22 protein-coding genes are annotated in these 21,797 nt (G+C 66.2%); 13 read left to right on the top strand and 9 right to left on the bottom strand.

All coding sequences use genetic code 11. The annotated features are described in order from the left end of the window. The first annotated feature begins 5 nt into the window (after positions 1–5). The 3 genes from RTY13_RS14740 (at position 6) to RTY13_RS14730 (ending at position 2,871) form a co-directional block, all read left to right on the top strand. Entirely contained in the window at positions 6–1,046 is a 1,041-nt protein-coding gene (locus tag RTY13_RS14740; RefSeq protein ID WP_312784529.1) for a sensor histidine kinase, read from the top strand. Between the two features lie 40 nt (positions 1,047–1,086). After that, positions 1,087–1,533, top strand: coding sequence for an NUDIX domain-containing protein (locus tag RTY13_RS14735; RefSeq protein ID WP_312784527.1), 447 nt, complete (start codon positions 1,087–1,089; stop codon positions 1,531–1,533). Positions 1,534–1,605: 72 nt separating this feature from the next. Next, positions 1,606–2,871: a hypothetical protein gene (locus tag RTY13_RS14730; RefSeq protein ID WP_312784525.1), complete on the top strand. Its 1,266-nt coding sequence runs from the start codon at positions 1,606–1,608 to the stop codon at positions 2,869–2,871. 84 nt (positions 2,872–2,955) lie between these two features. Here RTY13_RS14730 and RTY13_RS14725 read toward each other — a convergent pair whose 3' ends face one another. The 4 genes from RTY13_RS14725 to RTY13_RS14710 all read right to left on the bottom strand — a co-directional run bounded on the left by RTY13_RS14725 (position 2,956) and on the right by RTY13_RS14710 (position 5,993). Continuing rightward, positions 2,956–3,378 carry a hypothetical protein gene (locus RTY13_RS14725; protein WP_312784523.1) on the bottom strand — a complete coding sequence of 141 codons (423 nt, stop codon included), beginning with the start codon at positions 3,376–3,378 and terminating at the stop codon, positions 2,956–2,958. 38 nt (positions 3,379–3,416) lie between these two features. Continuing rightward, positions 3,417–4,595, bottom strand: a complete 1,179-nt coding sequence (locus tag RTY13_RS14720) for a VWA domain-containing protein (protein ID WP_312784522.1) — start codon at positions 4,593–4,595, stop codon at positions 3,417–3,419. Further along, positions 4,595–5,080, bottom strand: coding sequence for a hypothetical protein (locus tag RTY13_RS14715; RefSeq protein ID WP_312784521.1), 486 nt, complete (start codon positions 5,078–5,080; stop codon positions 4,595–4,597). The genes RTY13_RS14720 and RTY13_RS14715 overlap by 1 nt, the downstream gene beginning before the upstream one ends. Before the next feature lie 385 nt (positions 5,081–5,465). After that, positions 5,466–5,993, bottom strand: a complete 528-nt coding sequence (locus RTY13_RS14710) for a GNAT family N-acetyltransferase (RefSeq protein ID WP_312784520.1) — start codon at positions 5,991–5,993, stop codon at positions 5,466–5,468. Positions 5,994–6,214: 221 nt separating this feature from the next. Here RTY13_RS14710 and RTY13_RS14705 point away from each other — a divergent pair, with 221 nt between their 5' ends. The 6 genes from RTY13_RS14705 (at position 6,215) to RTY13_RS14680 (ending at position 11,839) form a co-directional block, all read left to right on the top strand. Continuing rightward, entirely contained in the window at positions 6,215–6,853 is a 639-nt protein-coding gene (locus tag RTY13_RS14705; RefSeq protein WP_312784517.1) for a histidine phosphatase family protein, read from the top strand. Positions 6,854–6,903: 50 nt separating this feature from the next. Then, positions 6,904–7,161: an exodeoxyribonuclease VII small subunit gene (locus RTY13_RS14700; RefSeq protein ID WP_312784515.1), complete on the top strand. Its 258-nt coding sequence runs from the start codon at positions 6,904–6,906 to the stop codon at positions 7,159–7,161. Further along, positions 7,161–7,517 (top strand): tRNA-binding protein, encoded by a 357-nt coding sequence (locus RTY13_RS14695; protein ID WP_312784513.1) that lies wholly within the window; start codon positions 7,161–7,163, stop codon positions 7,515–7,517. Before RTY13_RS14700 ends, RTY13_RS14695 begins: the two co-directional genes overlap by 1 nt. Before the next feature lie 2 nt (positions 7,518–7,519). Further along, positions 7,520–8,425: a farnesyl diphosphate synthase gene (locus RTY13_RS14690; RefSeq protein WP_312784676.1), complete on the top strand. Its 906-nt coding sequence runs from the start codon at positions 7,520–7,522 to the stop codon at positions 8,423–8,425. A gap of 65 nt (positions 8,426–8,490) precedes the next feature. Next, positions 8,491–10,401, top strand: coding sequence for a 1-deoxy-D-xylulose-5-phosphate synthase (dxs, locus tag RTY13_RS14685; protein ID WP_312784512.1), 1,911 nt, complete (start codon positions 8,491–8,493; stop codon positions 10,399–10,401). Positions 10,402–10,606: 205 nt separating this feature from the next. After that, a complete protein-coding gene (locus tag RTY13_RS14680) occupies positions 10,607–11,839 on the top strand; it encodes a cation:proton antiporter (RefSeq protein ID WP_312784511.1) in 1,233 nt (410 codons plus the stop codon). A 62-nt stretch (positions 11,840–11,901) separates the two neighbouring features. Here the strand turns inward: RTY13_RS14680 and RTY13_RS14675 are convergent, their stop codons facing one another. Beyond that, on the bottom strand, positions 11,902–12,678 hold the full coding sequence (locus RTY13_RS14675) for a PhoH family protein (RefSeq protein WP_312784674.1): 777 nt from the start codon (positions 12,676–12,678) through the stop codon (positions 11,902–11,904). A gap of 299 nt (positions 12,679–12,977) precedes the next feature. Here RTY13_RS14675 and RTY13_RS14670 point away from each other — a divergent pair, with 299 nt between their 5' ends. Both RTY13_RS14670 and RTY13_RS14665 read left to right on the top strand, forming a co-directional pair. Then, positions 12,978–13,508 (top strand): gamma carbonic anhydrase family protein, encoded by a 531-nt coding sequence (locus RTY13_RS14670; protein ID WP_312784510.1) that lies wholly within the window; start codon positions 12,978–12,980, stop codon positions 13,506–13,508. 158 nt (positions 13,509–13,666) lie between these two features. Further along, complete coding sequence (locus tag RTY13_RS14665; protein ID WP_312784509.1) at positions 13,667–14,521, top strand: hypothetical protein; 855 nt, start codon at positions 13,667–13,669, stop codon at positions 14,519–14,521. 121 nt (positions 14,522–14,642) lie between these two features. Here RTY13_RS14665 and RTY13_RS14660 read toward each other — a convergent pair whose 3' ends face one another. The 4 genes from RTY13_RS14660 to hfaA all read right to left on the bottom strand — a co-directional run bounded on the left by RTY13_RS14660 (position 14,643) and on the right by hfaA (position 20,262). Next, positions 14,643–17,498: an insulinase family protein gene (locus tag RTY13_RS14660; RefSeq protein WP_312784508.1), complete on the bottom strand. Its 2,856-nt coding sequence runs from the start codon at positions 17,496–17,498 to the stop codon at positions 14,643–14,645. 136 nt (positions 17,499–17,634) lie between these two features. Further along, positions 17,635–18,891, bottom strand: a complete 1,257-nt coding sequence (gene hfaD, locus RTY13_RS14655; RefSeq protein ID WP_312784507.1) for a holdfast anchor protein HfaD — start codon at positions 18,889–18,891, stop codon at positions 17,635–17,637. Then, positions 18,818–19,834, bottom strand: coding sequence for a holdfast anchoring protein HfaB (hfaB, locus tag RTY13_RS14650; RefSeq protein WP_312784506.1), 1,017 nt, complete (start codon positions 19,832–19,834; stop codon positions 18,818–18,820). Before hfaB ends, hfaD begins: the two co-directional genes overlap by 74 nt. Next, positions 19,834–20,262: a holdfast anchoring protein HfaA gene (gene hfaA, locus RTY13_RS14645; protein WP_312784503.1), complete on the bottom strand. Its 429-nt coding sequence runs from the start codon at positions 20,260–20,262 to the stop codon at positions 19,834–19,836. The genes hfaB and hfaA overlap by 1 nt, the downstream gene beginning before the upstream one ends. 109 nt (positions 20,263–20,371) lie before the next feature. Here hfaA and RTY13_RS14640 point away from each other — a divergent pair, with 109 nt between their 5' ends. Both RTY13_RS14640 and RTY13_RS14635 read left to right on the top strand, forming a co-directional pair. Next, a complete protein-coding gene (locus RTY13_RS14640) occupies positions 20,372–21,040 on the top strand; it encodes a rhomboid family intramembrane serine protease (protein WP_312784501.1) in 669 nt (222 codons plus the stop codon). Positions 21,041–21,104: 64 nt separating this feature from the next. Next, positions 21,105–21,533: a CBS domain-containing protein gene (locus tag RTY13_RS14635; RefSeq protein WP_312784499.1), complete on the top strand. Its 429-nt coding sequence runs from the start codon at positions 21,105–21,107 to the stop codon at positions 21,531–21,533. The last annotated feature ends 264 nt before the right edge of the window (positions 21,534–21,797 follow it).

Here is a 21,797-nt window from a genome sequence, read left to right as displayed (position 1 = left end):
ACCGCGTGATCGATACGGGGGCTTCCATCCGCCTGCTCTACATCGACGACGACCGCGGCTTGTCCCGGCTGGTCCAGAAGGAACTGAGCCGCCACGGCTATGAGGTGACCTGCGCGCCTGACGCCGACAGCGGCTATGAGGCCCTTCAGGCCGGAGAGTACGACGTCTGCGCCCTGGATCATTACATGCCGGGTCGCGAAGGGCTGGACGTCCTGCCCGACATCCTGGCGCTGCCGAGCCCGCCGCCGGTGGTCTACGTCACCGGAGCGCAGGATGGGCGCATCGCCGTGGCGGCCCTGCGGGCTGGCGCCGCCGACTATGTCATCAAGGACGTGTCGGAGGACTTCACGGCCCTGCTGCGTTCGGCCGTCGAGGACGCCTTGCTGCGCCGCCGTCTGGAACGCGAGAACGAGGCCGCCCAGGAAGAGGTTCGGCTCGCCCGTGATCGCGCCGAGGCCATGCTGCGTGAGGTCAATCATCGCGTCGGCAACTCCCTGCAACTGGTGTCCAGCTTCATCTCGCTGCAACTGCGCCAACTGGCGGACGAGGGCGCTCGATCGGCCTTGCGCGAGGCCCAGGTGCGGATCGAGGCCGTGGCTCATGTTCACCGCCGCCTCTACACTTCGTCGGACATGGCCACCGTCGCGATGGACGAATACCTGGCGGGGTTGGTGGATGAGTTGGCCAAGTCGGTGGGGCCGGACGATGCGTCTCCCAAGCTGTCCCTGCGCGCAGACGCCATGCGGGTGAGCACTGACCAGGCCGTCTCCTTGGGCGTCATCGTCACGGAGCTGGTCACCAACGCCGTCAAGTACGCCTATGAACCGGGTGAGGGCGGCGAGATCCGCGTGGTGCTGGAAACCGCCGCGGAAGGGCGCGCTATCCTGACCGTTGAAGACGATGGACCCGGCCTGGGCGGCGGCGCGCCCAAGGGGACGGGTCTGGGGGCCAAGATCGTGTCGGCCATGGCCGGCGGCCTGCGTTCGGCGGTGGAGTTCGACGCCGACCATCCTGGTGTGCGGGCGCGGCTGGTCTTCGACCTCTAGGGCCTTTCGCATCAGCTTCGCGGCGCGTTAGTCTGTGGGCATGCAGCTTCAGTTTGGAACGGCCCGACCCGGCCTTGATTACCTTCATCGCCCTGCGACTTTCGGCCTGGCCCTAAAAGACGGCAAGCTGGCCTGTGTGCGCGTGGATCGCGGCGAGGGCAGCTACTTCGACCTGCCCGGCGGCGCCGTCGACGGCGAGGAAAGCGAGCAGCAGGCCATCGTTCGCGAGTTCGCCGAGGAAACCGGCCTGATCGTCGAACCCGAGGATCGCCTGGCCGAAGCCGCCCAGTATTTCCGCAAGACGGATGGCTCCCCAGTCAACAACGCCGGGGGTTTCTGGACAGTTCGTTTGAGCGGTTTCGATCCCTCGACCCAGTGCGAGGCCGACCACGAACTGGTCTGGCTGGAGCCGCTGGAAGCGATCGCTCGCCTGCGCCACGAAGCCCACGCCTGGGCCGTGGCCAGGTGGCTGCGGTCTCGCGGATAGATGCCGTTATATTGCCAAGCTTGACCCGTCCTGTAGCGTCGCACCCAGGTGAAGCGGAGGAGCGGCAGGCTCATGGTGTCACGTCGATCGGTATTTCTGGCGGTCGCCGGGCTGAGCCTGACGCCTGCGGCGCCGGGGATCGCGCAGGAGGCCTTGTCGAATGATGATCGGCTCTACGCCGAAGGCCGCTATCTGCCGGCCTACCTGGACCTGAAGGCCCGGTCTGAAGCCGGCGACGAGGCTGCGCGTCAGATGCTGAGCCAGTTCGCCTCCTTCCTCGGCGACGAAGCTACCGCTGTCGGGGTGGTGGAACGACCCCCGCATCCTTCGCTCGCTCGCCCCGATCTCAATGACGCCTTGGCGCGTGACGCGATCGAGGCGATCGTGGAGGCGGCGCGCAACACGCGCATCGTCATTCTCAATGAGGCCCATAATGTTTCCGGACACCGCGCCTTCGCGGCCCAGGTAATCCGGGCGCTGCGCCCGCTAGGCTACGACTGGTTCGCAGCCGAGACATTCACGTCGCCACAGCCCGAGCCCTATGTTCGGATCGCCAGCTATGCACAGGGTGCGCCCTTTCTGGCGAGCTATGGCTACTATACCCACGATCCCGTTTTCGCTGAAACGGTAAGGGAGGCGGCGCAACTCGGCTATCGCTTCGCTGACTATGAGCAACGCTTCGATCAGAGGGCGTCGGACGACGCAGCCGGCGAAGTACAGATCGCGACACGCGAAGAGGCTCAGGCCGACAACCTGATCGCCAATGTCCTCGCCGCCCACCCCGAAGCACGCGTCTTTGTCTTCGTTGGCTACAGCCACGCCATGGAGAAGCCTGGTCGGGGCGGAACCTGGTTCGCCGCGCGACTCAAGGCGAAGACGGGGGTTGACCCATTGACGATCGAGCAGTCGATGAACTGGCCGGCGATCATGCCCGAGAACGACGCACCGCATGTGGCGGCCGTCCTGGAGCGCTTTGCGCCTGACAAGTCCATTGTGGTGTCGCGAGGCGGCGTGAGCGTCGCATCGCCTCGCTATGCCGGCCAGATGGATATGTCGGTCTTCCATCCTCGCAGGGCGCCCGTTGCGGGGCGGCCCGGCTGGCTGGCGGCGGACCCTGAACGCCGCAAGGTCGCGATTACAGTTCCGCCCTTGGATGAAGTCGTGCTGATCCAGGCTCTGCGGATGCAGGAGGGGACCGCCGGGCCGCCCTCGGACCACTATCTGCTGCCGCCAGGTGCGACAGAGGCGACCTTCTTCCTTCGGCCTGGCCGCTATGTCTTCCGTCAGGAGACGGCGGCCGGAATACACCCAGCCCTTGGCTCCATAAGCATCGACTAGGCGCTCAGTCGCCGCCCAGTCGAATGCGCAAGCCATCCTGCGCGCGTACGTCTCCCGGCGCCGGACGGCATTCGCTGTTGAAGGCTATGGCGCCGCTGGGGGTGCGCTGGGGGCGGCTGTCGCAGATCTTTTCCGGGGGGGCGGCGCGCCTAGGGCCGCCACCGGGCGCGGCCCGCACTGGATGGCGTAGCCGTTCGCCGCCGTGCCGGGGGTGCAGTTCTCCAGCGCCTTCGACGGACGCAGGCCGTCAGGCAGGCGGTCGCCCATGGCGGCGGCCAACGTCACCCGCACCCTGGCCTGGCAATGCTCCAGCGGTTCGTCCTTGCGGATGAAGGGGCTGCACTGCGACCGCTCCCAGCCATAGGGATCGGCCAGGGCGTGGGCCGGCAGGACGGGAAGGGGCGCGGCGACGGCGACCTCTTCGACGGGGGCGGGCGGATCGTCCGACCAGACCACGCCGGGCGCGGCCTGTTGCAGAACCAGGGCGAAAAGCAGAGCCGTCGTCATCGCGTCCCTCCTTGATCGGGGTCTCCCAGACCAGACCTCTACCGTGTCAGCGCGCGCATGGCCTTGTCCAGCCCGTCCAGCGTCAGGGGGAACATCCTCTGATCCATGACCTCGCGGATCAGGCCGACCGACTGGGTGTAGCTCCAGTAGCGTTCGGTCACCGGGTTCAGCCAGACCGACTTATCCCACTGCTGGCGGGCGCGTTTCAGCCAGACGGCGCCGGCCTCCTCGTTCCAGTGCTCGACCGAGCCGCCCGGCATGGTGATTTCATAGGGGGACATGGTGGCGTCGCCGACGAAGATGGCGCGCCAGTCGCCGGGGTATTTGTTCAGCACGTCCCAGGTCGGGGTCTTTTCATTGTGACGCCGCCGGTTGTCCTTCCACACCCCCTCATAGAGGCAGTTGTGGAAATAGAAGAACTCCAGGTTCTTGAACTCGGTCCTGGCCGCCGAGAACAGTTCCTCGCATAGCTTGATATGGCCATCCATCGAGCCGCCGATGTCGAGGAAGAGCAGGACCTTGATGGTGTTGCGCCGCTCGGGCCGCATCTGGATGTCCAGCCAGCCCTGACGCGCCGTGCCGTCGATGGTGCCGTCCAGATCCAGTTCCTCGGCCGCGCCCTCGCGCGCAAAGCGGCGCAGACGGCGCAGGGCCACCTTGATGTTGCGGGTGCCCAACTCGACCGTGTCGTCCAGGTTCCTGTATTCGCGCTTTTCCCAGACCTTCACCGCGCGGCCATGCTTGCCGGGGCCGCCGATGCGCACGCCTTCGGGATTATAGCCGCCGTGGCCGAAGGGGCTGGTCCCGCCGGTGCCGATCCAGCGATTGCCGCCTTCGTGTCGGCCCTTCTGCTCCTCCAGACGCTGCTTCAGCGTCTCCATCAGCTTGTCGAAGCCGCCGAGCGCCTCGATCTGGGCCTTCTCCTCGTCAGTCAGGAACTTTTCCGTCAGCAGCCGCAGCCAGTCCTCGGGAATATCGGTGGTCAGGTCCTCGCCCGCGCCCACCGTCTCCAGCCCGTTGAACACCTTGGCGAAGACCTGATCGAACCGGTCATAGTGTTTCTCGTCCTTGACCAGCACCGCCCGCGACAGGTGGTAGAAGGCCTCGACGTCCCGCCCGGCCACATCCTTGTCCATGGCCTCCATCAGATGGAGCCATTCCTTCAGCGAAACCGGCACACGGGCTTCGCGCAGGGCGGTGAAGAAGGGCAGGAGCATTAGTGGTTTCTCGAAGGTGTTTCGCACGACCAGCGGGCGCAGTATCGGCCCCTCAAGCTGATCCACTTGGCCTCATCGCCTTCGTCTGGAAAGTCCGAGGTGACGCGCATCCAGTCGTCGTTGGACGGCGTCGCGGAAGGGGTTCCGTCTGAAAGATAGGCAGACATTTCCTCCTCCGAGGACAGGCGCGCGATAGCTAATGCCGATCTCTCGACGTATTTTTCGTCTCCTAGGGGGCGCTTCTCCCGCATCCACCCACGTACGATTTCGATGCGGTCGGGCGCGAGGCCATCCAGAAGGTAATCCTCTTCATTCGCAACTATCTCCTCGAGATCCCGGATGACGATCCGTTTCGCCAACGCCAGGGCGGCGGCTGAGGGTGGCGGTCCGGTATACGCGACGGGCAGATTCGACGTCTCTTCGATGGTTTCCGTTTGAAACAGGATGTTGAAGGCAATCCGTTTCGGCACTTGCACGCCGTCCACGACTGCGGGCCTGACTATGCCCGTTGCGGCTACGGCGAGGCCTGCTCTATCGAAGCCGAGTCCTTCTGGTGCAACTGCCGTGACTCTGCAGTTTCGAGGCGGCCCGGAAGCGACCGCCACGCATTCCAAAGATACCCTGCCTGAAATCCCGATGGCGCTGGCGAAGCCGGGGTAATTCTCGGCCACGGCGTCGGGGGAGGGCGGGGTGCGCCAACCGGGATTGGCAAGATTGACGGCAGAGGGGGGCTGCTGGAGCTCCATCCGTACCCCAGCCGTGCTTGGCGCTGTCATGCTGACTGTCAGGGCGCCTGCGAGTGCGACTTTGGCCAACATCGGTTGCCCTTTGGACTTTTTATATGTTCACCATCCCCATAAATGCGGCAAATCAGCCCCGCCGCAAGATGAACTCGTGGTCGTTCCAGGCGCCGACCGGGTAGTCGTATTCGCCGGCCTTCTCGAAGCCGTAGGCGGCATACAGCTTCTGGGCCTTCTCGTTGCCGCTCCAGACGCCGACCCACAGGGGGCCGTCGGTGTTCGCCTCCATCCAGTCCAGGGCCAGTTTCAGCAGTTGGGTGCCCAGCCCCAGGCCTTGGGCGTGGCGGCCGATGTAGAGACGGCGCAGTTCGGCGTGGCTGGGTCGCGCGTCGGGATGGGGCAGGGTGTTCGGCCCGGTGTTGGCGAAGCCCAGGATTTCGCCGTCGCGGTCGGCCACCCACCAGGCGGAGCCGGGCTCGGCTAGCTTGGCCGAAATGGTCTCGACGCTGAAGCTCTTGTCGAGGAAGGCGGCCAGGTCGTCGGCGGGGTAGGGGATGCCGAAACCCGTCACGAAGGTGTCCACGAACGTCTGTCGCCCCAGCACGGCCAGGGCGGCGGCGTCGTCGGGTCGGGCGGGGCGGATCAGGGCTTCGGTCATGGCTTCGGCCATAGCGCCGCCGAAGGCCGCGGTCGAGGCCGCAGGGGCTGCTCGCGAGCCTGTCATAGCTTGGTGGTTGCAGGGGCGCGCGGCGGGAGCTACCACCATCTTCCAAGGGGCGGACGACATGCCTGCCCCGTCAACCGCAATCGGGGGGATTGAGGGACGCCAAAGCCTTGATTTCACAGGCTGCTCCCCGTGCTATGACGTCTCCCGCTCTCATGACTCACACCGAATCCGCCGCATCGACGCCTTCTGAGGCGCCCCGCGCCATCCAGGCGACGCCGGCCTTCGGCGCCATCATCCTGGCCCGCCACGGCGAGCCGGCCCTGTCGCGCAAATGTCTGATCACTTCGGATGATTATCGTGACTGGTGGGGCCGTTATGAGGTTGGCGGCCTGCGCGCCGGTCAGACTCCGCCCCAGGCCCTGCTGAGCGCCGCCGAGGGCGCGGGGGCCATCTACGCCTCCACTCGTCCGCGCGCCCAGGAAACGGCCCGCGCCGTGGCCCGGGACCGAGAAGTCCTGGTCGACGCCCTGTTCATCGAGGCGCCCCTGCCGCCGCCGCATTTCCCGGCGTGGATCAAGCTGTCGCCGCGCTACTGGGGCGTGATCTCGCGCTTCTGGTGGCACGTCTTCAACCACCACGAAGGCCAGGAAACTCGCGCCGAGGCCGAAGCCCGCGCTGATCAAGCCGCCCGCGTCCTGATCGCCCGCGCCTCGGAAGGCCATGACGTCCTGGTTCTGGCCCATGGCTATTTCAACCACATGGTCGGCCAGAAGTTGAAGCTCCACGGCTGGCGCCTGGCCCACAACCAGGGCTTCAAATACTGGTCACAACGTCGCTACGAGAAGCGCTGACGCCTTTCGTCGTTGATGCGCCGCGCCTGCCTCTCTAGGTTGCGGCCATCATGACCGACGTCTCCGCTTCCCCCGCCGTTTCCACCGATCTCAGCTTCGAGGACGCCCTGTCGCGCCTGGAGGGCATCGTCTCGCGTCTGGAGTCCGGCCAGGCCCCGCTGGAAGAGTCCATCGCCCTTTACGAAGAAGGCGCGCGCCTCAAGGCCCACTGCGAGGCCCGGCTGAAAGCCGCCCAGTTGCGGGTCGAGAAGATCGTCGTCGGCGTCGACGGCCAGGCCAAGGGCGTCGAACCGGCCGAGTTCGGTTGATGTCGGACGCCGACCTCGCGCCGCCCATCGGCTTCGACGACTTCCTCAAGGTCGATGTCCGCGTCGGCCAGATCGTCAAGGCCGAGCCCTTCCCCGAAGCGCGCAAGCCCGCCTACAAGCTGACCATCGACTTCGGCCCCGCCATTGGCGTCAAGAAGTCTTCGGCCCAGATCACCCATCACTACACCCTCGACGAACTGCACGGTCGCAAGGTCGCCGCGGTGGTCAACTTCCCGCCGCGCCAGATCGGGCCGGTGAAGTCCGAGGTTCTGACCCTGGGCTTCCCCGATGCAGACGGCGAGGTCGTTCTGGTCGGCGTCGATCGCGACCTGCCGCTGGGCGGGAGACTGTTTTGACCATGCTCGCCGCCAACTCCCCGGAACAGGCCGTCATCGACCGGGTGGCCGAGATCGCCGATCTGGTCACTGTCGCCCTGGACGAGTTGCTGCCCCGCGCCGACGGCCCGGAATCGCGTCTGACCGAGGCCATGCGCTACGCCGCGCTCGGCCCCGGCAAGCGTCTGCGTCCCTTCTTCGCTATCGAGGCGGGCCGGATGCTGGAGGTCGACGAGCAGGCCGTCCTGCGCGCCGCCTGCGCCCTGGAATGCGTCCACGCCTATTCCCTGGTGCATGACGACCTGCCGGCCATGGACGACGACGACGTGCGTCGCGGCCGTCCGACCCTGCACATCGCCTATGACGAGGCGACCGCCATCCTGGCCGGCGACGCGCTGCAGACCGCCGCCTTCGACATCATCCTGGACGAAGATACCCACGACGACGCGGTCGTGCGCTGCGAGCTGGCGCGGCGCCTGTCCTTTGCCTCCGGCGCACGCGGCATGGCCGGCGGCCAGATGATCGACCTGCTGGGCGTTCGCGACGACCTCGGCGGCGTCGCGCGGATGCAGCGTCTGAAGACCGGCGCCCTGTTCGCCTACGCCTTCGAGATCCCGCTGATCATCTCGCGCGGTGGCGAGGACGCCTGGCACGCCCTGACCAGCTTCGCCCACGACGTGGGTCTGGCCTATCAGATCATCGACGATGTTCTGGACGCGGAAGGTTCGGCCGAGGAGATGGGCAAGGCCGCCGGCGGCAAGGACGCGGCGCTCGGCAAGACCAATTTCGTCACCCTGCTGGGCGTCGAGGCGGCGCGACAGAGGGTCGCGCACCTGGCCGATCAGGCCCGCTCGCACCTTGACCTGTTCGGCCACGAGGCCGAAATCCTCAAGGCCAGCGTGGACTTTGTGCTTAAACGCCGGTCCTGATAGGAAACGCGCCCGCCTCCCGCGGGTTAGAATATGACGTCCCGCGTCAAAGGCCTCCGATACCCATGCCCCACACCCCGCTACTCGACACCGTCAAGTTTCCCGCCGACACGCGGGGCTTGGACGTTCACCAGCTGAAACAGCTGGCGGACGAGGTGCGGGCCGAGACCATCGACGCGGTCTCCGTCACCGGCGGCCACCTGGGCTCGGCGCTGGGCGTGGTCGAGCTGACCGTCGCCCTGCACCATGTGTTCGAGACGCCCAAGGACATCCTGATCTGGGACGTCGGCCATCAGTGCTATCCGCACAAGATTCTGACCGGGCGTCGCGACCGCATCCGCACCCTGCGCCAGGGCGGCGGCCTGTCCGGCTTCACCAAGCGTTCGGAAAGCGAATACGACCCCTTCGGCGCGGCCCACGCCTCGACCTCGATCAGCGCTGCGCTGGGCTTCGCCGCCGCCCGCGACGCCAAGGGCGAGAAGAACCGGGTCGTGGCCGTGATCGGCGACGGCTCCATGTCGGCGGGCATGGCCTATGAGGCGATGAACAACGCCGCCGAGGCCACCCACGGCCAGCTGATGGTGGTGCTGAACGACAACGACATGTCGATCGCTCCGCCCGTCGGCGGCATGAGCGCCTATCTGGCCAAACAGGTCTCGGGCGGCGCCTATCAGAACATCCGCAAGGTCGGAAAGAAGTTCGTCGACCACATGCCGCGCCCCTTCCGCGATGCGGCGCGCAAGGCCGAGGAATACGCCCGCGGCATGATCGTCGGCGGCACCTTCTTCGAGGAGCTGGGCTTCTACTACATCGGGCCGATCGACGGTCACGACATGGAGAACCTGGTCCCCATCCTGAAGAACGCCGCCGCCATCACTGACCGTCCGGTGTTGGTCCACGTCGTCACGCAAAAGGGCAAGGGCTACGCCCCCGCCGAGAACAGCGCCGACAAGTATCACGGCGTGGTCAAGTTCGACGTGGTCTCGGGCAAGCAGGCCAAGGCCGTCTCCAACGCCCCCAGCTACACCAAGGTCTTCGGCACGGAGCTGATCAAGCACGCGCAGAACGATCCCAGCATCGTGGCCATCACCGCCGCCATGCCGACCGGCACCGGGCTGGACCTGTTCGGTCAGGCCTTCCCCGACCGCACCTTCGACGTCGGCATCGCCGAGCAGCACGCCGTGACCTTCGCCGCCGGTCTGGCCGCCGACGGGATCAAGCCGGTCTGCGCCATCTATTCGACCTTCCTGCAGCGCGGTTATGATCAGGTCGTCCACGACGTGGCGATCCAGTCCCTGCCGGTGCGCTTCGCCATGGACCGCGCCGGTCTGGTCGGCGCTGACGGCGCCACCCATGCGGGCAGCTTCGACATCGGCTTCATGGGGGCTCTGCCCGGCATGGTGCTGATGGCCGCCTCGGATGAGGCCGAACTGGCGGCCATGATCTCGACCTCCCTGGCCATCGACGACCGGCCCAGCGCCTTCCGTTACCCGCGCGGCGACGGCGTCGGCGTGGAAATCCCCGAACTGGCCGCCCCGCTGGAGATCGGCAAGGGCCGCATCGTCCGCGAAGGCACGTCCGTCGCCATCCTGTCGCTGGGCACCCGCCTGCAGGAATCGCTGAAAGCCGCCGACCTGCTGGCCGCGCGCGGCGTCTCGGCCACCGTCGCCGACGCCCGTTTCGCCAAGCCGCTGGACGCCGACATGATCCTGCGCCTGGCGCGCGAACACGAATGCCTGATCACGGTGGAAGAGGGTGCCATGGGCGGCTTCGGCGCCTTCGTGCTTCAGTTGCTGGCCGAGAAGGGCGCGCTGGACGGCGGCCTCAAGATCCGCACGCTCAACCTGCCCGACATCTTCCAGGATCAGGACAAGCCTGAGATCATGTACGCCCAGGCCGGCCTCGACGCCGACCACATCGCCGCCACGGCCCTGGCCGCCCTCGGGGTCGACGCCAGCCGGGCGGTCAGGGCGTAGCTCACTCGACTTACCGCTCATCCCGGCGAAGATCGGGATGAGCGAGTGGGGCATTCCGCGACCCGTCGTCGCGCACGCAACTTTGACTGTTCCAAATCGGTTTCATCCCGGTAAAATGGAGATGAAAGCCTTGCCGTGGCGGCCTCGCGCCCCCAGATGAAGGCTTCCAGCCCCAAGGAAACCCTTCACCGATGCAGGAGCGCCGATGCCGCATGCCGACAGCCTGATTATCACCCTGGTCGGAGGCTTCGTCCTCGCCTTCGTGTTCGGCATGTTGGCCAATCGGCTGAAGCTGTCGCCCCTGGTCGGCTATCTGGTCGCCGGCGTGGCGGTCGGCCCCTATACGGGCGGCTTCGTCGCCGACACCGAGCTGGCGCCCCAGTTGGCCGAGATCGGCGTCATCCTTCTGATGTTCGGGGTCGGGCTGCACTTCTCGCTGGCGGACCTGATGAAGGTGCGCAAGGTCGCCATCCCCGGCGCCCTGGTCCAGATCGCCGCCGCCACTGTCCTGGGTTGGGTTCTGGGCCGCTTCCTGCTCGGTCTCGGCGACGTCGAGGCCCTGCTGCTGGGCTTCTCCTTGTCGGTCGCCTCGACCGTGGTCCTGCTGCGGGCGCTGGAAGAGCGCAAACAGCTCAAGAGCGACGCCGGGCGCATCGCCATGGGCTGGCTGATCGTAGAGGACCTGGTGATCGTTATCGCCCTGGTCATGCTGCCCCTGCTGATCATCCAGCCGGGCGAGACGCTGAGCGGCGCAGAACTGGCCAAGTCCATCGGCTGGACCCTGGTCAAGGTCGCCGGCTTCGTCAGCGTCATGCTGGTGGTCGGCGCCAAGGTCCTGCCCTGGGTGCTGGTGCGCATCGCCCACACCAAGTCGCGCGAACTGTTCACCCTCGGCGTTCTGGCCATCGCCCTGGGAATCGCCTGGGTCGCCTACTACCTGTTCCACTCGTTTGCTCTAGGCGCCTTCCTGGCCGGTCTGGTGCTGAACAGCTCGCCGCTGGGCCACAACGCCGCCGAGCGCTCGCTGCCGTTGCGCGACGCTTTTGCGGTGCTCTTCTTCGTCTCGGTGGGCATGCTGTTCGATCCCATGATCCTGGTGCGCGAGCCCCTGGCGGTCTTGGGCGTCCTCGGCATCGTCATCGTCGGCAAGTCGCTGGCGGCCCTGGCCATCACCACGGCGTTCAAGCTGGACCGCCCGACCAGCCTGACCGTCGCCGCCGCCCTGGCCCAGATCGGGGAATTCTCCTTCATCCTGGCCGCCATCTCGGTGTCCCTGGGCGCCATGAGCCGCGAGACCCACGACCTGATCCTGGCTGCGGCCCTGCTGTCGATCTCGCTCAATCCCTTCGTCTTCGCCCTGATCGACCGGATGGGCGGGCGGGTGGTCACGCCGCCCAAGAAGGAAGAGCCTAAAGCGACCCTGGCCGACGTCATGTGATGAGAAGAGGCCCGGAGATCGCCCTCCGGGCCTCTTCCGCACCCGCGTCCTGACAGGGGGGCTTACAGGACGCCGATCATGCTCGCGACCAAGGGGTGGCGCACGATGTCGCGTTCGGCCAGGCGGACCACGGCGATCTCGGGCACGGCCTCCAGCCGCTCGGCGATGTCCGACAGGCCTGACACGCCCGGCAGCAGGTCCGACTGATGCGGATCGCCCGTCACCACCATGGTCGAGTGCCAGCCCAGCCGGGTCAGCAGCATCTTGAGCTGGACGTAGGTGCAGTTCTGGGCCTCATCCACCACGATGAAGGCATTGTTCAGCGTACGGCCGCGCATGTAGCCGATGGGGGCGATCTCGATCAGGCCCTCGGCCATCAGAGCCTTGACCCGCTTCATGCTGAGACGGTCGGAAAGGGCGTCGTAGAGGGGGCGCAGATAGGGGGCCAGCTTGTCCTCCATGTCGCCCGGCAGGAAGCCGATCGACTCCCCGGCCTCGACGGCGGGGCGCGACAGGACGATGCGCCCGACCTTGCCCGCCTCCAGCGCCTCGACCGCCTTGGCCACGGCCAGATAGGTCTTGCCGGTCCCGGCCGGGCCCAGGGCCAGAACCAGGTTGGCGTGGTCGACGGCGGTCATCAACTCGGCCTGGCCGTCCGACTTGGGCTTCAGCGTCTTGAGATAGCCCTGGTCGCGCTCGTCGTTGGAGGGGTAGGGCGACCAGCCGTTGCGCGGCGGCAATCGCCGGACTTTGGCGTCCTGCAGGAACTCCCGCGAGTCCAGCACGCCTTCACGGACTTGATGCTTGATGGCCGAACGCTTCGTCATGAACGCCTCCAGGGCATGAAAAAAGGCGCGCCCGGCAGGGACACGCCTTGGTCGTCGGTGGGGGAGGAGGGGACCGGAGCCACGCAGCAGCCGCCCGGATCAGCAGCAGGATCGTCGCCGCAGCAGAGGCGTCGTCCCGGAACCGGTCGCGAACACGCCACGCGCATTCTCCAGTATCTGACCGGACCGGGCTTGATCCGGCTTCGGATCCGGGGCCGAAATGGCGACCTCGAATCGCATCAACAATTTGATGCTAGCGTAGTTTATGAAGGCTTAAAGCCATCATTTTCTGAAACATAGGCGGTGTTCGGATGAGTGTTTACAGTCTTGGCGACAGCAAGCCGCAGCTTCCGCCGGAGGGCGAATACTGGATCGCGCCGAATGCAACGGTCTTAGGGAATGTGATTCTGCATCCCGGCGCCAGCATCTGGTTCAACACGGTTTTGCGAGGCGACAATGATCCCATCGTGATCGGCCGCGACAGCAATATTCAGGACGGCAGCATCCTGCACACCGACGTCGGTTCTCCTCTGACCATCGGTGCAGGGGTCACCGTGGGGCACAAGGCCATGCTGCATGGCTGCACTATCGGCGACAACAGCCTGGTCGGCATCGGGGCGGTGATCCTGAACGGGGCGCGCATCGGTAAGAACTGCCTGATCGGCGCCAACGCCCTGATCACGGAGGGCAAGGTCATTCCTGACAACTCCCTGGTCATGGGTCAGCCCGGCAAGGTGGTGCGGGACCTTGACCAGGGACAGATCGAGGCCCTGCGTATCTCAGCCCAGCACTATGTGCAGAACTGGAAACGCTATGTGCAGGACCTGCATCCGCTGGCCTGAACCCCGGAATTCGGACGGCGCATCAGGATGGCACAGTTTGCGGACCAAGTTGCGCCTTCAGGGCAACGGAAACGCAAGGCTTTTGCGCTTTCATCCTGCATTGGACCGGCCCGCGACTTGCAAGGCGCGGCGCGAAGAACAATGCAGGAGCCCAACCCATGCGGGTGCGGATCAAGACTTTGCTGGCGTCGGTTGGAGCCTTTGCGGGCTTCATGGCGATGGCCGACGCTGCTGCGGCCCAGTGCGGCGGCAATACCTGCCAACCGCCGCCGCCGCCGCCTCCGCCCCCGATCCCGGGCGGGCCTTGCGGCGGAGGCGGCTGTCAGCCGCCGGTGACTCCGCCGTGCTGCGGCTCGGGCGGCAATGTGAACGTCAACGTCAATGTAAATGCTAGCGCGAACGCCTCGGCTACGGCCCGCGCCTTTGCGGGTTCGCGCAGCGGCGCCACGGTGATCGTCGGCGGTGGCGGCGGCGCCTACTTCAACGTCGACCAGCCCTATCCCACGACGATCCAGGGCCTGTCGGTCGAAGGCAAGACCATGGAAATGGTCCGCGTCCCCTACATGGCCTCGCGCCGGATGGAGAAGCGGGTGGTCATCCAGGCCGTCTGCATCGACGATCGCGCCGTGCCGCATCCGGCCTCTCAGGTTCGTCCGGGTCGCGACGTGGCGATGGACTATGAGGGTGAGCTGTATCGCTGCATCGCCGGCACCAAGCTGCAATGGACCATCGCTGACGAGGCTGGCGGTTCGGGTGAGACCATCAACTGCAACAAGCGCGAGGCCCTGTGGTATGGCCGCGGCGGTCAGTTGGAGTGTCGTCCCGAGAAGCAGGAACGGGACTGCAACGAGCGCTCGCTGCTGCGCCGCTATGGCGCGGGCGTGAAGGTGCTGACCATGATCCGCGAGGAAACCTACACCGAATACCGTGAGGAGATGGTCGAGACCGCCGGGACTGTCGCCTCGGGTGCGGTCATCATGCTGGACGGCGGCGTCGGCGGCCGGGTCTTCTGAACAGGGCGTTCAGCCTGGCGTCAGGCAGACTGACCTAGATTGCCGCCATCGGCTCTCCGTCGATAGGCCAAAAGACTTGGGGCCCCGATCCGCTGGATCGGGGCCCTCTTTCTTTCTGACCTTACTGGGCCGCAGCCTTGTCCGACACGACCTCGGCCTTCCACGCCGTGTCCGCCTTCAGGTACTGCCGTGCGGCGGCCTGAATATCGGCGGCGGTGAAGGATTCCAGATCGCTGATGTGCGTCTGGATCTGTTCCAGCGAAGCCGGCTCGGCGGCCAGGTCTTCGAGTTGGCCCAGCCAGTACTCGTTGCCGGCCTGGCTGCGACGCAGGGACTCGATGACCGGCAGACGCGCACGGTTCAGTTCGTCCTCGGTCACGGGGGCGTCGCGCAAGGAGGCGGTGATCGCATCCACAGTCGCGTAGAAGGCGGGCAGCTTGTCCGCCGCCGTCTCGGCCATCACGAAGATGGAGCCATAGCCCTTGAACACGTCCGAGGACGAGGAGGAGACGCGCGGAGAATAGGCCAGGGCCTGTTTCTCACGGATTTCCTCCAGCACCCGCAGCTTGAAGACCTCGGACAGGATGCTGACCTTGCGGGCCTCGGTGCGGTCATCGACGGCGTCGGTCGTCGGCCAGGCAATATAGCCCAATGCCTGTTCTGCCGGACCCGAGTGGGTCAGGCGCACCGGCTGGGCGGTCGGCGCCGGGAAGCGACGCTGGTCCGAACCCGGCAGGGGCTGGGCCGCCGGCGCGCGGGTCGGCAGGGCGGCGAAGGTCGAGGCCACGGCCTTGATCGCATCATCGACCGTGACGTCGCCGACCATGACGATGTCGATCGGGCCGGACGACAGGCCCTGAACGACGCCTTGCTTCAGCTCATCCAGGGTGAAGGCGGCGATGTCCGAAGCCGCCGGCACCGTCTCACGCTTGTCGCCGCTGGCCAGCAGGCCGGCGGCCTGGATGCCGAAGGCGCCGCCGGGCGTGGCCACCTGTTGGGCCAGGATCTGCGGGAAGAAGGCCTTGATCTGCTCGAACGGGGCCGGGCGCAGGCCCGGATCGGTCAGATAGGCGGCCAGCACCTGCATCTGCAGTTGCAGATCGGCGGGGCGGGTCGCGCCCGACAGCTGATAGGCGTCGCCGTCGATCGAGAAGCCGGCGCTGTAGATCTTGCCGGTCAGGACGCGGCTCAGTTCATCCGCCGTCAGCTTGCCGAGGCCGCCCTGGGTGAAGACCATCGGGGCCAGCATCTGGGAGGTGAAGCGGTCGGTCGGCAGGCCTTCTTCGCCGATGCCGGTGCGAACCGTCATCAGGATCTGCTCGTCCTTGAAGTCGGTCGGTTTGACCGTCAGGCGTACGCCATTGGGGAAGGTGACGACCGTGGCGCCGACGGCGGCGACCTCCGTGCGGCTGCTCGGAACTGCGGCGGCGCCGAAGTCGGCGTAGGGCCATTCCAACTGGGCCTGTTCGGCGCGGGCTGTGACGGCGACGGCGCGGCTGGCTTCCAGGGCGGCGGTGACGCCCGCTTCGCCGCCTTCGATTGCTTCGGGCGTGATGACCAGAGCCAGAGGGCCGTAGCCTTCGAACACGGCCTTGACCGCCGTGCTGACCTGCTCGGCCTTCAGATCCTTCACGCTGGCCTCGAAGCGGGCGAGGTTATCGGCCGGGGAGGAGAAGACCTTGTCGTCGTTGGCCGAACCCAGCAGGGCGTTGGCCAGGGCCGGGGTGCTGCGCGTTGCGGCGGCCTGGACGGCGTTCTCAAGCGCCGTGCGGGTATTGGCGATCTCGCGGTCCAGCTCGGTCTGGGTCACGCCGAACTGCACCAGGCGGCGCTGCTCCTGCTCAATGGTTTCCAGCGCACGCTTGAGGCCGCCGGGGTTGAAGCTGGCCGAGACGCTGCCGAGGTCGACCGTGTCGAACAGGCTGCCCTTGCTGGCGCTGGCGCCGATGAAGGGCGGATTGTCGGCGCGGGCGATCTCGCCCAGACGACGGTTCAGAACCGCGAGGCCCAGGTTCTGCACCAGGGCTTCACGACGTTCGGCGACGGTGTCGGGGTCCAGGTCAGGGTTGCGGATCCAGTTCAACTGGATCGAGGACTGGATGCCCGGCTCGACCAGGATGCGGGTTTCGGCCGAACGCGGCGCGACGGTTCCCAGATCGGGATTCGGGCCGTCCGGGGCCTTGGGCGTCCAGTCGCCGAAGGTCGCCTTGATCTTGGCTTCCATCTGATCGACGTCGAAGTCGCCGACCGCGATCATGGTGGCGCGTTCGGGGCGGTAATAGGCGTTGTAGAACTCGACGAAGCGTTCGCGCGGGGCCGTGCGGATGATGCTGAGGTCGCCGATCGGCAGGCGGTTGGCCAGGCGCTGTCCGGGCGCCAGCAGGGCGATCTGAGCTTTGAGCGAGCGCAGGCCCGGCGTGTTGCGCAGGCGCTCTTCGCCCTCGATGACGCCGCGTTCGTCGTCGATGTCCTTGGCGTTCATCAGGGCCTCCGAGACCTGCTCGCGCATGATGCGCAGCGAGGTATCGACGGTCTCGTCGTTGGTGCGCGGCAGCTCCAGGGTATAGGCGGTCTGGTCGAAGCTGGTGAAGGCGTTGGTGTCGGCGCCGAAGGCCAGACCGAGACGTTCCAGGATTCGCAGCAGCTCGTTCTCGGGCACATTGGTCGTGCCGTTGAAGGCCATGTGCTCCATGAAGTGGGCCAGACCCAGCTGGTCGTCGTTCTCCATCAGCGAACCGGCCGCGATCCGCAGGCGCAGCGATGCCTGTCCGGGGGGAGTGGCGTTCTTCATGATGGCGTAGCGCATGCCGTTCGGCAGGGTGCCGAAGCGCACGTTCTGATCGACGGGAATGTCGCTGGCGCCCTGGGCCCAGGGGCTGGACGGCAGGGCGTCCTGGGCGGCGGCGGGCAGGGCGGCCCCGCCCAGGAGGGCGAGGCTGGAGGCGGCAAGCAGCAACAGACGGCGAGGGGAACGCATTCAGTAGTCTCCGAACCGTGCGATCAGGCTGCCCCCGGGACTGACTGCGGCCCTGCACGGTGATGGTCGCGTGCAATGGCATATGCACGTTCGATCAACGTGACAAAGGTCCTTGACTGCCTCAAGTTACCGAAAGTTAATTTCCGCCGGTCCGGGTGACATAGAAGGTCGCCGTGTTGCCCACAGCATTGGCGCCGGCGATGACATTGCGGCCCGACCCATTGATCGTCGTGTTGGCGAAGGCGCTGACATTGCCGCTGTTGGTCTGGACGTTGCGAGCGTTCAGGTCTCCGCCGCAGTCCCCGCAGGCATAGCCTGTGACCGAGTTGCCTGCCGCATTGGCGCCTACATAGGCGTCATAGCCCTTCTGTCCGACAAAGGAGGCCGTTGCTTCTACGCCGCCCGTGTTCAGCTGGGTATTGTCGATGTCGACATAGATGTCGTTGTTGCCGACGTTCACCTCGTTGGCGATGGCGCTGGCAGAGGCTGTGGCCTTGCCGAAGTCATAGGAACTGAGTTCCGCTTCGCTGCGGATGACGGCGCTGTTGGCCTGATCCGTAGTAGTCACCAGGGACCCGCCCTGATTGTAGAAGCCCGCCTGGTTGCCGCCTGCATGAGCGCGCGCCGCCAGGTTCCAGCCATTGCCGGCGTAGATCCCGGTATCGGCTTCGACCAGGGCGCCCGAAGACCGCTGGCGCACTTCCAGTTCTTGATTGGCCGAAGGGCCGGAGGTGGTCTGCACCGCATTGGCGACGGCCTGGCTGGAGAACTCCGCTGGATCGCGCACGAAGCGAGGCGAGGCCGTATTGGTCGCGCGCACAACGCCCGTGGCGGTCTGATCGATGGTCCCGAGGAGGGCGGCGCGGTTGCTGCCGGATCCGTTGCCCGCAAGCGCTACTGTGTTGCCGAGCGCCGAGGCGGCGATCGTGCCGCCGCCGACCAGTTGGGCGTCTTGCCCCGTGATCTCGGTGGAGGCCGTCACGTCGCCGCTGACCCCTTGGGTTGCATCAATCCCCATCTGCGCCTGGGTCGCTGTCCCGGCTAGATAGTTGCCACGCGCCTGGGTGACGCTGGTCACGCGTCCCGTGGGGCCGTCTAACGTCAGAACAGTCGCAGCGGAGACGTCATTGCGGGCGTCTTGCGACGAGCGGACGTCGAAATCCCGCCCGTCGCCCGCGCCGATCAGTTCATTGCCCTGAGCGACGTTGGACACGGTGACCTGATCGCTGACGTCCACGACGTTCAACGTCTGGCCGGCCACCACGTCGCCGAGCTGAAGCTGCTGGTTCAGGACCAGACCGCGGTCCTGGGCCGCGACCTCAGTAGCGGCCGCGGCGCACATCGCCGTCGCGGCGATCGTGCCAGCGAGACGGATCCGCGCGAGTCTGACCATTGTTCGTTTCCGTATTTGCATAGGCGGGGTAGTAGCCGCCGGTCGGGCCGACAGGAGAGTCGCCCAGAGGATCATTGGCGGGATTGAGGCAGACCTCAGGACCCGGTGCGCCATAGAGGTTGGCCATGAACTCGACAGTGGCGCGTTCCACCAGGGCGCGGACGGCCAGTTGCACCGGCTCCATCCCGCTGGTGCCGGCGGAAATGTCGAAGACGTTGCCGTTCAGGAAGTCGAACACGCCCGCTGAGATCTCACGGCCGACGATCTGCTTCTGATAGGAGACGACATCGACCACCTCGAGCGTCGTCGTCTGAACCAGGCGCAGGTCGATGGCGACGTTCATGACGAAGACCTTGCGGGTCAGCAGGCCCGAGCCGCCGTTGTCCTCGACCTCGCCGCCGGCGATGTCGAAGCCGCCCGAACGGATGTTGTAGTTCACCTCGGTGATGCCGCCGACGACATAGAAGTCCGAGCCTGGCACCTGACCGGCCAGAATCCGGCGATAGGCCGCGTCTTCGGGCGCGCCATTGGGTTGATCGTCGCTGATCAGCTTGTTGTTGGCGTAGCGCAGCTCAAGCTCGGACACCGAGGTGTCATAGCGTTCGACAATACGCGCACCGGCCTTGGCCAGGGCCGTATTCGCCATCAGGGAGGCGCCTTGGGTGATCTGACGCCCGCCGTCCGTGGAAATGGAGCCCGTGTAGTCGCTGATCCGACCGACCGCCATGCGCGGCGAGGGCAGGTTATAGCGGCGGGCATAGTCGGCCAGGCAATAGAGCGCCGTGGAATAGGGCGTGGGATTCGACGTCACCGGGGCGTTGCCGATCGGTGTCGCATAGTTGCCCGACGGCCCAGCACTGGTGGCGCATCCGGCCAGAAGGCTGGCGACGGCGGCCACGACGGCGGCGGCTCGCAGCGGGCGATTGAAGCGATATGCGGTCATCAGAAATTCAAGGTCCCGTTCAGAGCGGTCCCGGCGGTGATGTTTCCGGTGTTGTTCTGTGTGGAGTTGACGATCACCGTGTTCCGATTGCCCTGGACCACGACGTTCAGATTGTTGCCGATGGCGGTGGCGCCGCCGATGGTCGTCCTGCCGTTGGCGGCTCCAGCGTAGCCGCTCGAAACCCCGGCGGTTGAGCTGGAGTAGCTGCTTGCCCCCGATTGGATGATGCCGTTGACGATCAGGCGGTTGCCGTTGGCGTCGCGGGTCGAGCCGCTGGAAGGCTGGGCGGTGGTGTAGCGCGATGCGCCATAGCCCGCTTGAAACTGAGCGGCGCCGGCAGAACCGGTCGACTGGGCGGACGCTGCGCCGGCCGCCACGATGGGCAGGGCCAGGGCGGCGACGGTCAGGATCAGTTTTTGAAACGGCATGAAGCACTCCGCAGGTCGATGCGGGTCGCCAAGCAACCCGCGTGCCACTCTGGAACGCGGGTCTTAAGATCGGCTTGAGATTGCGCGGGTCTTTGTCCATCAAGGGCTTATGCAGACTTCAACCGACGGCCCGAACGATCCCACGCGAGAGCGGATCTTCAACGCCCCCTTCTTGCCGGTGCTGATCGCCGCCTCCATGCCTGCTCTGTACTGGTTCCAGGAGCGGTTGCCGGACCAGGGCATGTCCATGGCCTTTCGGGCTATTGACCTGGAACAGGGGCGCTGGACGGGCCTGCTCACCTCCATGCTGCTGCACGGCGGCTGGGCTCATGTCGCGATGAACGCGGTCGGCGCCCTGGCCTTCGGCGCGCCGGTCGCCCGGCTGCTTTCGCGCGGCCTGGGGCCTTTGGCCTTTGCGGCCCTCTATATTGTCAGCGGCGTGGCGGCGGCGGGGGGGTATGCACTGTGCCATCCGGGGAGCGAAAGCTATCTGATCGGCGCCTCCGGTGCGGTTTTCGGTCTGATCGGGGCGGCGACCCGTCTCATGGGGGGACATGGCCGGGTGATGCCCTTGTTCCATTCCGCCGTCCTGAAGCAGGCGGGGGCCTGGATGGCCGCCAACCTGATCATCGGCCTGATCGGCCTGGCGCCTGGGCTAGGCGGCGCCAGCATCGCCTGGGAGGCCCACGCCTTCGGCTTCCTGTTCGGCATATTGGCGATTGGCCCGTTGGGGCGCTGGTTTGGGTCGCGACCGGATTTGCGTCTCGCCGATGTCTGAGCGATCCTGTCCCAGGTAGCGGCCGGTCCGCGGTCGCCTCTCTGTGAGACGGGAAGGAGCCGCCATGCTGGTCGCCGAGATTCTCAAGGGTAAGGGGCAGGCTGTTTTCACCCTGTCGCCCGAAACGCCGTTGATCGAGGCCTGCGCCGAACTGGACCGCAGGCGGGTCGGCGCTCTGATCGTCTGTCAGGATGATAACGTGGTGGGCGTTCTCTCGGAACGGGACATCGTTCGAGCCATCTCTCAGGATGGCGCGGCGGCGCTGTCGCATCCTTCGTCCCTCTATATGACAACCGAGGTGATCTTCGCGGAGCCGACGGAAACGGTGGCGATCTTGATGGGGCGGATGACGGATCGGCGTGTGCGCCACCTGCCTGTTCTGAGCGGCCGTAAACTAGCGGGCGTCATCTCGATCGGCGATGTCGTCAAATGCCAGATTGCCGAAGCCACTCAGGAAGCCGAGAGCCTGCGCACCTACATAGCGGCTGGCTGACGCGGTTCTGTGGATTCGCGTTCGTTGAGATAGTTGGAGTTTGTGTGATTTGAGGCTTGTGGACTCGGGGTGGTGTCCGTATATCCGCCGCTCGCTCGGAAACGGGCGGGGCGCAGGGCTCGGCGACGGGGTCTGCGAAGTGGATTTGGGAGCTTCGGTTTCCGGGTTTGCGGAAAGGCTGAAAAGCCTGGTTGACATGGAGGATTGCTTTCCTTAGAAGGCCGCCTCCGCTGGGGTCTTCGGGTTCCGGGAGTGTTGAGAAAG

Source organism: Brevundimonas sp. (genome assembly GCF_032055285.1).
Taxonomy (GTDB): domain Bacteria; phylum Pseudomonadota; class Alphaproteobacteria; order Caulobacterales; family Caulobacteraceae; genus Brevundimonas.
The sequence above is the reverse complement of the archived record's forward strand: the minus strand, read 5'-3'. Positions and strand labels throughout refer to the sequence as shown.